At 37.0% G+C, this 15,773-nt stretch carries 12 protein-coding genes; 4 read left to right on the forward strand and 8 right to left on the reverse strand.

What is annotated here, in order from left to right; genetic code table 11:
• Positions 1-3: 3 nt before the first annotated feature.
• Positions 4-408 (forward strand): 50S ribosomal protein L17, encoded by a 405-nt coding sequence (gene rplQ, locus KO509_RS10135; RefSeq protein ID WP_159817725.1) that lies wholly within the window; start codon positions 4-6, stop codon positions 406-408.
• A gap of 171 nt (positions 409-579) precedes the next feature.
• Positions 580-1,479, forward strand: a complete 900-nt coding sequence (locus KO509_RS10140) for a phosphoribulokinase (RefSeq protein WP_215973158.1) — start codon at positions 580-582, stop codon at positions 1,477-1,479.
• Positions 1,480-1,587: 108 nt separating this feature from the next.
• On the opposite strand, the gene KO509_RS10145 is transcribed toward KO509_RS10140, so the two are convergent.
• The 8 genes from KO509_RS10145 to KO509_RS10180 all read right to left on the reverse strand — a co-directional run bounded on the left by KO509_RS10145 (position 1,588) and on the right by KO509_RS10180 (position 10,571).
• The gene (locus KO509_RS10145) at positions 1,588-1,938 is read right to left on the reverse strand and encodes a DUF3802 family protein (RefSeq protein WP_215973159.1); all 351 of its coding nucleotides are present in this window, start codon (positions 1,936-1,938) and stop codon (positions 1,588-1,590) included.
• A gap of 173 nt (positions 1,939-2,111) precedes the next feature.
• Positions 2,112-2,909: a DUF1338 domain-containing protein gene (locus tag KO509_RS10150; protein ID WP_215973160.1), complete on the reverse strand. Its 798-nt coding sequence runs from the start codon at positions 2,907-2,909 to the stop codon at positions 2,112-2,114.
• Positions 2,910-3,121: 212 nt separating this feature from the next.
• Positions 3,122-4,591, reverse strand: coding sequence for a succinylglutamate-semialdehyde dehydrogenase (gene astD, locus KO509_RS10155; protein WP_215973161.1), 1,470 nt, complete (start codon positions 4,589-4,591; stop codon positions 3,122-3,124).
• A 26-nt stretch (positions 4,592-4,617) separates the two neighbouring features.
• Positions 4,618-5,643, reverse strand: coding sequence for an arginine N-succinyltransferase (gene astA, locus KO509_RS10160; protein ID WP_215973162.1), 1,026 nt, complete (start codon positions 5,641-5,643; stop codon positions 4,618-4,620).
• A gap of 76 nt (positions 5,644-5,719) precedes the next feature.
• A complete protein-coding gene (locus KO509_RS10165; RefSeq protein WP_215973163.1) occupies positions 5,720-6,934 on the reverse strand; it encodes an aspartate aminotransferase family protein in 1,215 nt (404 codons plus the stop codon).
• 334 nt (positions 6,935-7,268) lie between these two features.
• Complete coding sequence (locus KO509_RS10170; RefSeq protein ID WP_215973164.1) at positions 7,269-8,414, reverse strand: HDOD domain-containing protein; 1,146 nt, start codon at positions 8,412-8,414, stop codon at positions 7,269-7,271.
• A 132-nt stretch (positions 8,415-8,546) separates the two neighbouring features.
• Positions 8,547-9,140, reverse strand: coding sequence for an aminodeoxychorismate/anthranilate synthase component II (locus KO509_RS10175; protein ID WP_215973165.1), 594 nt, complete (start codon positions 9,138-9,140; stop codon positions 8,547-8,549).
• Between the two features lie 192 nt (positions 9,141-9,332).
• Positions 9,333-10,571: a YcbX family protein gene (locus KO509_RS10180; protein ID WP_215973166.1), complete on the reverse strand. Its 1,239-nt coding sequence runs from the start codon at positions 10,569-10,571 to the stop codon at positions 9,333-9,335.
• Positions 10,572-10,668: 97 nt separating this feature from the next.
• Between KO509_RS10180 and mpl the strand changes: the two genes are divergently transcribed.
• Together mpl and KO509_RS10190 are read left to right on the forward strand one after the other, a co-directional pair.
• The gene (gene mpl, locus KO509_RS10185; RefSeq protein WP_215973167.1) at positions 10,669-12,051 is read left to right on the forward strand and encodes a UDP-N-acetylmuramate:L-alanyl-gamma-D-glutamyl-meso-diaminopimelate ligase; all 1,383 of its coding nucleotides are present in this window, start codon (positions 10,669-10,671) and stop codon (positions 12,049-12,051) included.
• 177 nt (positions 12,052-12,228) lie between these two features.
• A complete protein-coding gene (locus tag KO509_RS10190) occupies positions 12,229-15,492 on the forward strand; it encodes an amidohydrolase family protein (RefSeq protein ID WP_252727486.1) in 3,264 nt (1,087 codons plus the stop codon).
• Positions 15,493-15,773 lie beyond the last annotated feature (281 nt).

Consider the following 15,773-nt stretch of genomic DNA (forward strand, 5'->3'; position numbering starts at 1 on the left):
CACATGCGTCATCGTCAAAGTGGTCGCCAGTTAAACCGTAATAGCAGTCATCGCCAAGCGATGTTCCGCAATATGGCAAGCTCTCTAGTTAAGCACGGCGTTATCAAAACGACTGTAGCTAAAGCTAAAGAACTACGTCGCGTTGTAGAGCCTTTGATTACATTGGCTAAAACCGACAGTGTTGCAAATCGTCGTTTAGCATTTGCTCGTACACAAGACAAAGAAGTAGTAGGTATTTTATTTAACGAACTTGGTGCTCGTTACCAAGAACGTCCAGGTGGTTACACTCGCATTTTAAAATGTGGTTTCCGTACTGGTGATAAAGCTCCTATGGCTTATGTTGAATTAGTAGACCGCCCAGCAGTTGAAGACGCTGTTGAAGAAGTTGAAGAATCAGCAGAAGCTTAAGCATTAGTTTAAGTTTCATTCTTTTATAAGAATTAAAAAACCGAGCCTTGGCTCGGTTTTTTGTTTCTTGACGTTCGCTATTTTTCCCCGTATAAAATACCCTACTTTTTAGCTTATACTAATTGAAATGATTAATAGCATCATTTAGTACTAATATGTGAGTCAGTATAAATGTCATCACGAAATCCAATTATTGCTGTAACTGGCTCATCTGGTGCGGGAACTTCCACAACTACCGCTGCTTTTGAGCATATGTTTAGAACCTTAGGGATCAACTCTGTTAATGTTGAAGGCGATAGCTTTCATCGTTTTTCGCGTCCTGAAATGGATCTAGAAAAGCGTAAAGCGAAAGAAACGCATTCTAATATCAGTTACTTTGGTGATTTGGCTAATGATTTTGGTGCATTAGAAAAGTTATTTAGTAATTATGGTGAAACTGGACGTGGAATGACACGTCGCTATCTCCATACATTCGACGAGGCGGTGCCTTACAATCAAATGCCTGGTACTTTTACTCCATGGGAAGAGATAGGTGAGGGAACAGATTTACTCTTTTATGAAGGGCTTCATGGCGGTGTAGTGACTCCTGAGAACGATGTTGCAAAACATGTCGATTTACTTATTGGCATGGTACCTATTGTCAATCTGGAATGGATCCAAAAAATTGTGCGTGATACGAAAAAGCGAGGGCATACTCGAGAAGCTGTTACAGCAAGTATAGTGCGGAGTATGGAAGATTATATATCCTTTATTACCCCCCAATTTTCCCGTACACATATTAACTTTCAGCGGGTTCCTACGGTTGATACGTCAAATCCATTTAGTGCAAAGGGCATTCCAAGCTTAGATGAAAGCTTTGTTGTTATACGTTTTCGAGAAATGAAAAATGTCGACTTCCAATATTATTTACGCATGATTGATGGATCTTTTATGTCAAGAGTGAGCACATTAGTAGTACCTGGGGGGAAAATGGGATTAGCGATGGAGTTAATCTTAACGCCATTAATTCGAGATTTAATGGAAAGAAAAACACAGGCAAATAAACAACTCGATTGGATGAGTGATCTATAATGTAGTTGCAGTAACTAGATTTTAATATACTAGGTAATGCTATCTTCACTAAGCTGTATTATTAATGATCGTTCAATTAAGTAAATGACACTGGCATCTATTTTATTTTTAGGCGAGCAATTTATTAATTTCTGTATCAAATAAATTTTTGATTAACATTGCAAACTCTTTAATAAATCGAGCTTGTTGTCCCGTAACTGGATTGTTGACCACACCAGAAAAGACTTCTTCTAGATCATATACAATAGCATCAACTTCACGAATAATAGCATTGCGTTGATTGAAAGATAGCGCACTGTTTTGACTACATACCGCTATTATTTGTTCGCTTAATTCAAGCTCTATTACTTCCATAATAGTCTCAGTATTACTATCTTCATTAAGCCTGCTTTCAAATAAGCTTAGGTGCTCTGTTAAATACTCAATTAAATGGATGTAACCTTCATTGTCTGTAACCATGATAATGTTATTAACCTTTATTGTGATAGCTTTAACTCTACAATTTTATTATTAAAACATAAATAGTAACTTAATGAAAATAAGGTTAATTTATATTTAAAGCTTAGTCATCTTTTAGGGGAAGTTAGCACTAAGTGATTATGAACTTAGTGCTAATAATTGAGTAACTGTGCTTAAGAGGCGTTAGTACTTTCAAAGATTTTATCTGCAGAGGCTGCAACAAAGCCTGTATAAAGTTCGCCATCAGCTTTTGGGTAGCGTTTAGCAAACTCATAGAAACAGCTCGGGATTTCCATAGTGGTATCGCTAAAGTTAACTAAAGCTTTATCTGCTAATGTTGATGATTGCTCTAACATAACTGTTGGATCACCTTTAATTTCACCACCAGTGGTGTTTAATTTATATCCTGCTGCTTTTAACGTGTCATTAACAGCCATAATACAATCATAACCTTTGAGGTGATTGATGCTAACGGTAAAGTGATTAGCACGGTATCCCCATGCTGCTAACCAAGCAGCATACTCACTTTCAGCTAATAAAGTTTGATAGTCTGTTGAATTGATTTTCCATGGGCGACCAGAATATAAAAAGTTTTCTTGCTCGCTGATGTCATCTGGTAATTGATCAACTAATGAGTGGATGATCGCTTGTATAGCCTCTGGGAATTCTTTAACGCGTAGCTCACTGATAAATACTTTAGGCATAGTGCTATCACTATGTTCATAATGTTTAGCGGTTAATTTTTTTGCTGCAAAATCGTATTGACCACATTCTGTATAACCAATAGCTAATAAATGATTAGCAAGTTTTTTTAAGTTCACTTTTTCTATATCAAAAGTACGGTAAGCAACATGATCGTTGATTACATCTTTTCCATCACCTAACAGTTGGTGAATTTTATCTGCAGAAGGTGTTACCGCGATATATTGTTGCCAAATATTGTCAAAGAGTTTAGTTACTGTAGCTGTCATCATTTTTCCTTTTTTATCATGGTAGTAGATATAAATTAAACAAAAAGGTAGTCGTAACAGTTAAGATTTTCATAAGAAAATCAGGTGATAACTGACGCTACCACCTAAATTTATAGTTGATCGATACTTTTAAAGAAGCAGGGACGTACCCCATCTTCTCTTTTATTAGCGAAAATATAAGTATCTTTAATTTGCATAGTTAAGTTACGTCGTTATAGTTTAATACCAGGGCTTAACGTTGCCGGTAAACTTACTTTTTCTGCTTCAACAGAGGCAACGGGGTATGCACAGTAATCAGCAGCGTAGAAAGCACTTGCTCTATGATTACCACTTGCGCCAATACCACCAAAAGGAGCGGCACTGCTTGCACCAGTAATTGGCTTGTTCCAATTAACAATACCTGCTCTGATACGAGTAAAGAAGTGGTTGTATAATGCTTCACTATCACTCAATAAGCCTGCAGATAAACCAAAACCAGTATTATTGCCTTCGTTGATTGCTTCATCAAAATCGGTATAGCGATATACTTTTAGTAAAGGACCAAAGTATTCTTCATCTGGTACTTCAGCAACTATATCTGTTACATCAATGATGCCTGGAGAAATAAAACCAGTATTAGCTTCTAAATGCTTCAATTCAAGTAATGAGGTTGCACCTAAATCAACTAATTTTTGTTGAGCAGCAACTAAACCTAACGCAGCTTTTTCAGAAATCATAGAACCAATGAAAGGTTGCTCATTATCATCATAATAACCAATCGTTAATGCTTTAGTCGCTTCAATTAGCTTAGCCATAATCGCATCGCCTTGTTCGCCTTGTTCAATGAATAAACGACGAGCACAAGTACAACGTTGACCTGTAGTAACAAAAGCAGACTGAATTATATCGTGCACAACGGCGGTTATATCACTAACATCTTTAACAATTAACGGGTTATTTCCACCCATCTCTAACGCTAATATTTTGCCCGGTTGACCACCAAATTGCTCATGTAATAAATGACCTGTAGTGGAGCTGCCTGTAAAGAACAAGCCATCAATCATTTTATTACTTGCTAATGCTTTACCTGTTTCCACTTCACCTTGCACAAGGTTAATAACACCAGCAGGAAGGCCTGCTGCTTGCCATAGCTTTATTACTTCTTCAGCAACTTTAGGTGTTAATTCACTTGGTTTAAATACCACAGTATTGCCTGCAATAAGCGCAGGAACAATATGACCATTTGGAAGATGGCCAGGGAAATTATAAGGACCAAACACAGCAACAACACCATGAGGTTTATGGCGAATAAAGGCTTTAGCACCAGGCATAGGGTTTTCAACAGTCCCTGTGCGTTCATTATATGCATTAAGTGAGATATTTATTTTACCTACCATAGCACCAACTTCACCTAGCGTTTCCCAGCGAGGTTTGCCTGTTTCTAGTGCTATGGTGTTAGCTAATTGTTCTTTATTTTCCGTTAGCAGTTCAGCAAATTTAGTGATGATAGCGACACGCTCATCAAAGCTGAGTATAGACCAGCTTTCAAAGGCAACACGTGCACTACTAATTGCTTGTTCAACTTGTGCCGGTGATGCAGTTTTACCTTGCCAGATAACTTCGTTTCTAGCTGGGTTTAGTGAGGTGACATCATGACCTAAGCCAGGTTGCCATTGACCATTAATAAATTGAACGTTTGACATATTTATTCCTATTTTAAATTAGGGTACTAATTAGGTAAAAGACGAACCCAGTCATCTTTCTGTACTTGTAACGCTTGAGCGACTTTATTGGTGATTACTACTTGGTTAGCGGTTTCACGCAGTGTCAAATTAACTTGTGTCGCTCTAAAGTTTTCAACTTGAGTGTTGCAAACAATGTATTTTTGGTTACTTTCTTCTCCGCAATTGTCATCAATTAGTACTTGGTATTTATTACTTTCTCGAATAGCTCTTATTTGACTTCGCTCTGCTTCAACTGTTGGACCGGCATCAAAAATGTCAATATAGCCACGACGAGAAAACCCCTCTGCCTCAAGTAAACGTAAGGCTGGTATTGTATTATCGTGTACTTTGTTAATAACTTTTTGCGCTTCTTTACTGAGTAAGTTGACATACACAGGGTATTTAGGCATTAATTCAGCGATAAAACCTTTATTACCTATTCCTGTTAAGTAATCAGCTTTGGTGAACTCAATAGATAAAAAATGTTCTTCAAGCCAACTATAAAATGGCGATTGGCCATTCTCGTCACTAACTCCTCGCATTTCGGCAATAATACAATCGGAAAATCGCTCTTTATGTTCGGCAATGAATAAGAATCGACAGCGAGATAAGAATCGACCATTACTGTTTTTTCTATGACTTTCTTGTAAGAACAGAGTACAAATTTCAGTTGCACCAGAGTAGTCGTTACAAAGTGCAAGTGTTTCAACAGTATTGTGGATATTTAATTCACGTGAACTATGGACTACTTTGCCTAAATGATAATGATAAAAAGCATTATCTAAGCCGACAGCGGCTTCAATTCCTGTCGTACCTACAACTTGCCCAGTTTCAAGATCTTCCATCACAAATAAGTAGCCTTGATTACCAGGTTGGTTCACTTGAGTTTTAAAAGACTCTTCTGAGTGACTAATACGCTTTTTAAGTATCTCTTCGTTAACAGGTAATGAGGTAAAGCCATGGCCAGACTCAATAGCTATACGATGTAAGTCGTCATAATCAGTCATTTTAATAGGACGGATGATAATCATAAGTAATTCTCGATGATTAAAAGAAGTGCTTGCTAGCGTTAAATAAGCTAGCAAGCGTATTGAATAGCAATGTGGATTATGCCGTTATTTTGGCGATAGCTTTTTCAAAACGGGCTAAACCTTCAGTGATATCTTCATCAGGGATAATGAGTGAAGGGGCAAAACGGACAATACTAGCACCGGCAACTAAGGTCATAACACCTTCACTCATAGCAGCAACTAAAAAGTCTTTTGCTTTACCTTGATATTCATCATTTAATACCGCACCAATTAATAAGCCTTTACCACGTATTTCTTTAAATACGTTGTATTTAGTATTAATTGCTTGTAAACCATCAGCGAAAATTTTTGCTTTCGCTTTTACACCATTAAGTACTTCTGGTGTATTAATTACATCAATAACCGCTTCACTTACAGCACAAGCTAATGGGTTACCACCATAAGTGCTACCATGAGTTCCTATTTTCAAATGCTTAGCAATGTCAGTTGTTGTTAACATAGCGCCGATAGGGAAACCGCCACCTAAACCTTTGGCTGTGGTTAAAATATCAGGTGTTACGCCAAGATCCATATAGGCATAAAGTGAGCCTAAACGACCAGCACCAGTTTGCACTTCATCAAATATTAATAAAGCATTGTGCTCATCACATAGTTGACGAACGCCTTTAATAAATTCATCAGTTGGAGAAACAATACCACCTTCGCCTTGTAATGGTTCAATCATAATAGCGCAAGTTTTATCTGAAATAAGCGCTTTAACGCTGTCTAAATTATTATATTCAGCGTGTACAATATCACCAGGTTTTGGTCCAAAACCATCAGAATACGCTGCTTGCCCGCCTACCGTTACGGTAAAAAAAGTCCGTCCGTGGAAACCTTGGTTAAAAGCTATAATTTGCGTTTTATCGCTACCGTGAACATCAATAGCCCAACGACGAGCTAATTTTAAAGCTGCTTCATTTGACTCAGCACCTGAATTGGCAAAGTATACTTTTTCCGCAAAGGTATTATCGACTAGCTTTTTTGCTAAACGTAATGCTGGTTCATTAGTCATTACATTGGATAAATGCCAAATTTTCTCGCTTTGTTCTTGTATTGCGCCAACAAGTGCTGGGTGACAATGACCTAAACAATTTACTGCGATACCACCTGCAAGATCAACATACTCTTTGTCTTGTTGATCCCATACTCGAGAGCCTTGACCGCGTACTGGTATAACAGCTGAAGGTGCGTAGTTAGGCACCATGACATCATCAAATAACTCGCGATTAACAGAAAACTGTTCTGACATTTTTAACTCCTCAAAATTGGATGGATAACTTGTTTGTTTAGCACTCATTTTAGTATATAAGTAAACTGATTTTTTGTGCTAATAATATTGTTCGGTGTTTCAAAAACAGAAGGTTATTATGACAGGAAAAATTAACGCTGTCTTGCTAGTGAATGCCGCAAGCCATTAAAAACAAAGGCCTACCGTGTTTTATTCAAATATAATGAATATTTATTGCATGAAATAAAACGATTAAAAGATAGCTTTGTATAAGACAGGGAGTTGACTTACTGAAAAAGGATTCTTAATGTTTTTAATAAATAATCAAAAATAAATTAATAAAAAAGAGAGAGAACTAGTTAAATTTTAACTTTATATGGTCAATATCACTTTTTTTAAGCAAGATAAGTTCAGCTTTATTGAGTTTTGCAGACTCAAAAAGCGCTAACGCTTCCTTCGTATTGATTAAATTATCTTTGGCGAGATTACGGTAACAAACATACGCTTTAGCTTTAGTCACTATTTGTGCTATTGGGCACATTTTGTCAATAGCGTCAGCATAAGCTAAGTCAAACATTGGCTCTGTTATTGGCAAGCGATCAAAGTTCATAAATTCAATTAATTCAGCTGAAAGTTGGCTACTACGTAAAGTTAATTGTTCGAGTAACAGCTCGGGTGGATTTTCAATTTTAACCAGGATGTCATGCAAAGGTTTATCTTTGGCATCAAAAGCATCTCGTAACTCTTGTTTATACATCCGGTTGTAAGTACTTAAAAAGCATCGAGTTACGGCAAGTTGTCCCAGGTTCGATAACATGCCAGTTGTAAAGGCAACATAGGCATTAGCACCAACTTGTTCAGCAAGGAAGCTCGAAGCTAAGGCAATAGATAAACTATCATTCCACAGTTTGCGTTTCATTAAGTTAAAAGGAGCTGAGCTTTTAGGTAGCCAATGCTTAAGTATAAATGTTGGCATTACCAGTTTTAAATTATCTAAGCCTATGTAACTCAGTGCAAGTTTAGCATCGTTGACTTGAACATCGGCTCGTTTCCGATATTGAGGTTTATTAACTAAACTGATTAGATCTGTGGCAAGCCAGGGTAATGAAGTGGCTAGAGGTTTAATTTTATTAATAGAAGTGGCTCGCAAAGAGAGTAACTCTAAAATTATAGGGGCTTCTTCTTCAATATTAAGTACACTGGCATATAAATAAGCTTTGTTATCAAATTCTGCATTTACTTGCTTGTTTACTTGCGCAAAAAATGTCGCCATGACTTGCTGGCGAAAATGTTCTTTGCCATGATCGGCAACCATTTTTTCTTGTCGTGCAGTTTCTTCAACAGATAATAGTTGTCTACGGCGATTTTTTTGTTCACTCCCTTGAAAATCTACAAGATTAACTTTCCCCCTGCGTTGCTCAGCAAAGCTCTTACTAATAGATAAGCTAATGGCTTGCTGATATATAGAATAAATTATGTCATTGTTTTCAAAGAAGTGCATAGCGTTTAGTTCATGTGTAACAAGTTACTCTTTTACTTTAAAAGAGTATAACGTAAGCGTTGATTCTAAGGTGATTAGTTTGTGTTATCAAAGTATTAATGTGATAAAAGGCAGTTTCTTTAATTTCTAGAATTAATACTGTGTAGCGTACATAGTTAAAAAGTTACTCAACAAGGCTTGGCCTTGTTGAGTTAATACTGATTCAGGATGAAATTGAACACTGCATAAGGCGAGTTCTTTATGCTGTAATGCCATAATCTCATCTTTATTTCCTTGTTCATCAAGACTCCATGCAGTCACAACGAGTTCACTAGGTAAGGATGCTTGTTCAACTATCAGTGAATGATATCGTGTAACTTGTAAAGAGGGGGTAAGCTGTTTAAATAAACCCGCTGCATTATGACTAATAATACTTGTTTTACCATGCATCAACTTCTTTGCTTTTATTATTTTAGCGCCATAGTGTTGGGCAATGCATTGATGCCCTAAACAAACACCGAGTAAAGGAATTTTACCGGCAAAGTTTTCGACTACCGCTAACGATATGCCAGCATTGTCTGGATCACAGGGACCAGGGGAGATGACTAAATAATCAGGTTTGAGACGAGTAATTTCCTCGATACTAATTTCATCATGGCGAAAAACTTTTACTTCTTGCCCTAGTGCTTGAAAGTAATGCACTAAATTAAAAGTAAATGAGTCGTAATTATCTATCATTAATAACAAAATGGATGAGCCTAACCATGGAAACCGCGGCTATTCTAATATTTTTAACTTAAAGTTGGAAGTGAGAAAGTTACCTAGCACTACCTTTATCTATTGTTTGTGAATAAGGCTTTGATGCTATTAAAAAAACCTTATTGTTGTTACTTTTAAATAAACTAGCGAAGCTAGAGTGTCAATATCATCTATCGAAGGTTAGGTATGATCAATAACCACATCACTCATGGCAACTGATATACAGCATAATATATAGCCTTCTTGCTGTTCTAAAGCCGTTAAGCCGCCGTTATCATCCATTGATGTTGGTCTTACTTCTCCGCTGATAAGTTTTGCTCGACAACGGCCACACATACCTGCACGGCATGAGTAAGGTAAAATTAGTCCAGCATCTTCACCATGTTCTAGTAGTGTTTTTGCTTGCTCGTTGGTTTCTTGGTCTAAAGCCGATACTTTGATGCTTTTATTCCATTTTTCAAAAGCGATGGTCAATTTTTTATTTACAGAGGGAACAACAATATCGTTAATGGCATCAGCCTTTGGTAAATCATCTATCGGCAAATTATCTACCTCCTGTGTAGCTTGAGGGCTAATGAATGTTGGCGGTTTTTGTGTATTTAAAACGGTTAAGGTATCACCTTGGCTTATGGTCCCTTTATTCAGAGCTATTAAATTTTGACCAAATAACACTTCACCATTATGATCTTGCCGAAATGATTTTAACATTTTTAGTGGTTGTTGCTGTGGGTGTTTCTCGCCATTGCTTGGATTAACTGTAGTAAATATACAGCGTTCACATGGCTTACTTACTTTGAACTCTACTTCACCAATACGAATATGTTGCCAACTATCTTCAGCAAAAGGAAGGCAGTCATCGACGACAATATTTGGTCGAAATTGTGCCATTGAAATATCTTGTGGTGAATTATTAGATGAATTAGCGAGTAAACGTTTATTAAGATCGTTTAATGATGCTTTTGAAATAAGTAATATAGGGTAGCCATCAGCGAATGCAATTTTTCTTGCATTATCCGTATTAGGTTTTCTTTCTCGATGAGAATTTTTTCCGAAGTAGAGTAATTCACAAGGTCGTTGTAAGTAATCACTAAACCAGTTATTCGCTTTTTGCGAGCAAAATTGTCCATTAACCTCATCACCCCAAACCATCACTTTATGATACTGGTCGGTAAATTCTTGATACGATAATGTTAACATTTCCATATTAGGTGCTGACAATGCTACCCCTTGCTCGGTCATTGTTGTTTGTACCAAGCATAACTTTGGCTCTGTTCTCGCTGTGATAAATTGTCCTGAAGGATCGCAAACAATAAAGCGTCTATCAAAGGCTAACCCAAGCTCTTCAACCTTTGAATTAGGTAAACTTATACCTGCTGTCGACTTAATAGGGTAAATATGAATACTGCTAACTTTTGTCATTTCTGTATATTGTCCGATATTTTTTTACTTGTCATAAGTGGATACGTTATATTAACCCTCATAATCTTTCATCTACTTTCAGTACTTTTTTTTGCTCATGACAAATAAAATTCAACATATACACATTCTTGGCATCTGCGGCACCTTTATGGGGGGCATTGCAGCATTAGCGAAAGAGCTGGGTTTTCGCGTAACAGGATGCGATGCTCAGGTTTATCCACCAATGAGCACACAATTAGAAGAACTTGGCATTGAGTTAATGCAAGGCTATAAAACAGAGCATTTTGATGATGAGCCAGATTTAGTTATTGTTGGTAACGCTATGTCTCGTGGCAATGTGATGGTGGAGTACATACTTGATCGAAATATTCCCTATATTTCAGGTCCTCAATGGTTATTAGAAAATGTTTTGAAAAATTGTTGGGTGCTTGCTGTCTCTGGTACGCATGGTAAAACAACAACAAGTAGCATGCTTACTTGGATTTTAGAATACGCACAGTTATCGCCAGGTTTTCTTATTGGAGGTGTCCCGCAAAACTTTAATTGTTCAGCACGATTAGGTAACACTCCTTTTTTTGTTATTGAAGCAGATGAATACGATACCGCCTTTTTTGATAAACGATCTAAATTTGTCCATTATCGTCCAAGAACATTAGTTATCAATAATTTAGAATTTGATCATGGTGATATCTTTAATAATTTATCTGATATTCAACGCCAATTTCATCACCTTATCCGAATGGTGCCTAGCAATGGTTTAATTTTATCACCAAAGAATGAATTCGCGATTAACGAAACATTAGCAATGGGCTGTTGGACCCCAACAGAGCAAAGCGACAGTGATAAAGGTTGGCAAGCTAATAAAGTTGTTGCAGACGGGAGTGAATTTATTGTTACTTTTAACGGTAAAGAGCAGGGCACTGTTAAGTGGGGACTCATTGGCGACTTTAATATTGATAATGCATTAATGGCAATTGCTGCAGCTAGACATGCTGGAGTACCAAGTCATATTGCTATTGAAGCTTTAGCCGAGTTTATTAATACTAAACGACGTTTAGAATTACGAGGCACAGTAAATCAAATTAAAGTTTATGATGATTTTGCTCACCATCCAACAGCGATTGCTAAAACCCTTGCCGGCGTTAGAGCGCAAGTTGATGGTAATAATAGTCCAGGCCGTGTTATTGCAGTATTAGAGCCTCGTTCTAATACGATGAAATCTGGTGTACATAAGGACACCTTGCCTGGTTCATTAGCTCAAGCGGATCAAGTGTTTTTATTTCAAGGTGAACAAGTAAAGTGGTCAGTCAGCGATTTAATTAATAATTGCCAGCAGCCTTGTATTGTTGAAGATGATATTAATCAGTTAGTGAATAAAATTACAGATTATGCACAAGCTGGCGATAGTATTGTCGTGATGAGTAATGGTTCATTCTCTTCTATTCACGAAAAATTACTTCAACGTCTTGACTTGAAATAGGTCACGTTACTCCCTTTGCTAAGCAAGAGACTTGTTTGGTGATTATCATTTAAAGTTAAGATTGATTGTATTATATTGTATGCAATCAAGCTTGACTTGAAACTATTCCACTATGAACTAAAACGATATTATTAATATGGTTTTAGCACATAAAACAATCGAATAAAGGACTGTAATATGTCGAAATACCTTCAGAAAATTATCACTGTCGGAATGATGCTAACCATGTCAGTATCGATAGTGAGCGTTAATGCCCAGGCGAAAGAATTAAAAGAAGAAAAACCTACTTGGTCGGTTAATTCGCCACAAGGCGTGTTTAAAAATGCGAGTATAGACGTGACCTCTGGTACATGGATGAATGTTGATGTTAGTCCAGATGGTACAACGTTGCTTTTTGATTTGCTCGGTGATATTTACACTATGCCAATCACAGGTGGTGAAGCTACTCCGCTAATGACGGATATTGCATGGCAAATGCAGCCGAAATTTAGTCCGGACGGCAAGTATATAGCATTTACTTCCGATGAAGATGGTGGCGATAATTTATGGATTATGAATCGAGATGGCAGTAATCGAAAAGCCGTTTCAACAGAGCCATTTCGTTTATTAAATAGCCCCGCATGGTCTCCTGATGGTAACTATTTAATTGGCAGGAAACACTACTCTAGTACACGTTCTTTGGGGGCTGGTGAGGTTTGGCTTTACCATAAAACTGGTGGTAGCGGTGTTATGTTAACTAAAAGGCCTAATGAACAAAAAGATTTAGGTGAGCCTGCTTATTCTGCTGATGGCAAGTATGTTTATTTTTCTCAAGATGCAACACCAGGGAAAACCTTTCATTATTCAAAAGATTCAGTGAAAGGTATTTACAAAATAAAACGCTTGGAGTTAGCAACAGGCGAAATTGACACCATTATTAGCGGTAAAGGTGGTGCTATTCGTCCAACACCGTCACCCGACGGAAAATACCTTGCTTTTATTAGCCGTGATGACTTTTCTTCAAACCTCTATTTATACGATTTAACCAGCGGTAAAGAAACAAAAATCTATGAAAATTTAGAACGTGACTTGCAAGAAACATGGGCGATTCATGGGGTGTATCCTAATATTGCTTGGACACCTAAGAGCGATAGTTTAGTTTTTTGGAATGGTGGAAAAATTAATCGTTTAGATATTGCTTCTAAAAAATCATCAATCATTGATTTTCATGTAAAAACTGTGAAAAGAATTCAACAAGCATTGCGATTTAAGCAAGACTTACCACAAGATAAATTTAATGTAAAAATGCTTCGTGATGTTGAGATATCGCCAGATGGCAATAAAGTTGTGTTTGAGTCTATGGGGCACATATACACACGTAATATTAAGAACGGTAAAGCACAAGGAAAGGCGAAACGATTAACTAAACAACAAAGCCATTATGAATTAAACCCAAGCTTTTCTCGTGATGGTAAAAACATTGTTTATGCTACATGGAATGACGATAAACAAGGTCAGATTCGTATTGTTTCAAGTAGAGGAGGTAAAGGCAAAGCATTATTAAATGAGCCAGGGAAATACATTGAGCCAACTTTTTCTCCTGATGGAAAAACAGTGGTATATCGTAAAATATCTGGTGGTTATATTACTCAACCGACTTGGGATCTTAATACAGGGATCTATGCGATATCTGCTAAAGGTGAACGTCAAGGTCGTAAACCTATTTTCATCACGAAAGATGGCAGACAGCCTCATTTTGGCAGCAGCAGTGATAATATTTATGTCATGCGCAATGGTGACAAGCCACAATTAGCATATGTGAGTCTTGATGGGAAAGAAGACCGAGTATTATATCAAGGAGAATTTGCTACTGAGTATAACGTATCACCTAACGGTAAATATTTAGCTTTTGCAGAACGTTTTAAAGTATTTGTAACTCCTTTTGTTGAACGTGGTGATGTTATTACTATTGGCCCTAAAGGAGGTAACTTTCCTGTTAAACAATTATCAATGCGTGCCGGTGAAGGGATTAATTGGAATAGTGATTCAAATGAACTGTACTGGAGCTTAGGTGCTAATTTATTTCAAGCCAATATTACTGATATTTTTGCAATAACTGATGCTGTAGATAAGAAAGAAAATATTGATAACACCTCTAAAGAGGCATCAGCAACAGAAGTAACTAAAACTTACCTTGGTTATACTAGTGCTGTTGACAAGCCTTCAGGCATTATCGCTTTTGTGGGCGGTAAAGTGGTTACTATGGAAGGTGATAAAGTTATCGATAATGGTACTGTTTTGGTTGAAGGTAATATAATCAAAGCAATAGGTAGTAAGTTAGATGTTACTATTCCTTCTTCAGCTATTGTTATCGATATAACTGGCAAGAGTATTATGCCAGGGCTCATTGATGCGCATGCACATGGTCCACAAGGCAATAATCAAATAATTCCTCAACAGAACTGGAAAAACTATGCCGGTTTAGCTTTGGGAGTTACCAGTATTCATGATCCATCGAATGACACTAACGAATTTTTTGCGGCGAGTGAAATGCAAAAAGCAGGAAAAATTGTTGCGGCACGTTTATTTTCAACAGGAAAAATCCTTTATGGTGCAAATGCTGCTGGATATACGGCACATGTGGATAGTTTAGCTGATGCTAAGTTTCATGTTGAGCGTTTAAAAGAAGCGGGCGCTTTTAGTGTAAAAAGCTACAATCAACCACGTAGAAATCAACGTCAGCAATTTATTCAAGCGGCACGAGAGTTAAATATGCTGGTAGTTCCTGAAGGTGGCTCTTTATTACAGCATAACTTAACCATGTTAGTTGATGGTCATACAACTTTAGAGCATTCAATTCCTGTCGCTAATATTTACGACGACGTGAAGCAGTTATGGTCGCAATCTGAAATGGCATATACACCTACGCTTGTCGTTGCCTATGGTGGAATTTGGGGGGAGAACTACTGGTATGATAAAACTGATGTTTGGTTACATCCTCGTTTAAGTAAGTATGTACCAAGTGAGTTTTTACAACCTAGAGCGATGCGTAGACCAAAAGCGCCATTGCATCACTATAATCATTTTAGCGTTGCTAAGGTGGCTAAAGAGTTACAAGATTTAGGTATTAAAGTTAATTCAGGTGGTCATGGACAGCGTGAAGGATTGGCGATGCACTGGGAAATGTGGATGATGGCGCAAGGTGGGATGACACCATTACAAGCATTAAAAACTGCGACTATTGCTTCAGCACAAACGTTAGGCTTAGACGAACAACTTGGTTCAATTAAAACAGGTAAATTAGCCGATCTAATTGTGGTTGATGGCGATGTCAGCCAAGATATACGACAAAGTGATAAGGTTATTTATACTATGATTAATGGTCGTTTATACAATGCTGAAACTATGGATGAAGTAGGGCATTATGATAATAAACGCGCTAAGTTCTATTTTGAAAATTAGCAATAGAGCTTACTACATGTAATAAAAAGACTGTCTTTTTATTACATGTTATATGTTTGTTTAGGAAGTAAATATATACCTACCAAATAGGCATAATAAGTTCATTTTATTAGGTTAGATTAGATTCGTTTAAATTTAAATGGTTAACTTTTATAATTATACCAATCTCACTAGCTATGTGATCATTTCTACTTGCTAAAATCACCAACTACATCGTTATTTATTTAATAATTAGAACAACTAGTTATTGCAATAAATGCCTTGTATTTGGCAATTTTTTC

The organism is Colwellia sp. C2M11 (assembly GCF_018860915.1).
GTDB lineage: Bacteria > Pseudomonadota > Gammaproteobacteria > Enterobacterales > Alteromonadaceae > Colwellia.

Coding starts and splice junctions, on each gene's coding strand:
- rplQ (WP_159817725.1), top strand. CDS start 4: ATGCGTCATCGTCAAAGTGGTCGCCAGTTAAACCGTAATAGCAGTCAT.
- KO509_RS10140 (WP_215973158.1), top strand. CDS start 580: ATGTCATCACGAAATCCAATTATTGCTGTAACTGGCTCATCTGGTGCG.
- KO509_RS10145 (WP_215973159.1), bottom strand. CDS start 1,938: ATGGTTACAGACAATGAAGGTTACATCCATTTAATTGAGTATTTAACA.
- KO509_RS10150 (WP_215973160.1), bottom strand. CDS start 2,909: ATGACAGCTACAGTAACTAAACTCTTTGACAATATTTGGCAACAATAT.
- astD (WP_215973161.1), bottom strand. CDS start 4,591: ATGTCAAACGTTCAATTTATTAATGGTCAATGGCAACCTGGCTTAGGT.
- astA (WP_215973162.1), bottom strand. CDS start 5,643: ATGATTATCATCCGTCCTATTAAAATGACTGATTATGACGACTTACAT.
- KO509_RS10165 (WP_215973163.1), bottom strand. CDS start 6,934: ATGTCAGAACAGTTTTCTGTTAATCGCGAGTTATTTGATGATGTCATG.
- KO509_RS10170 (WP_215973164.1), bottom strand. CDS start 8,414: ATGCACTTCTTTGAAAACAATGACATAATTTATTCTATATATCAGCAA.
- KO509_RS10180 (WP_215973166.1), bottom strand. CDS start 10,571: ATGACAAAAGTTAGCAGTATTCATATTTACCCTATTAAGTCGACAGCA.
- mpl (WP_215973167.1), top strand. CDS start 10,669: ATGACAAATAAAATTCAACATATACACATTCTTGGCATCTGCGGCACC.
- KO509_RS10190 (WP_252727486.1), top strand. CDS start 12,229: ATGTCGAAATACCTTCAGAAAATTATCACTGTCGGAATGATGCTAACC.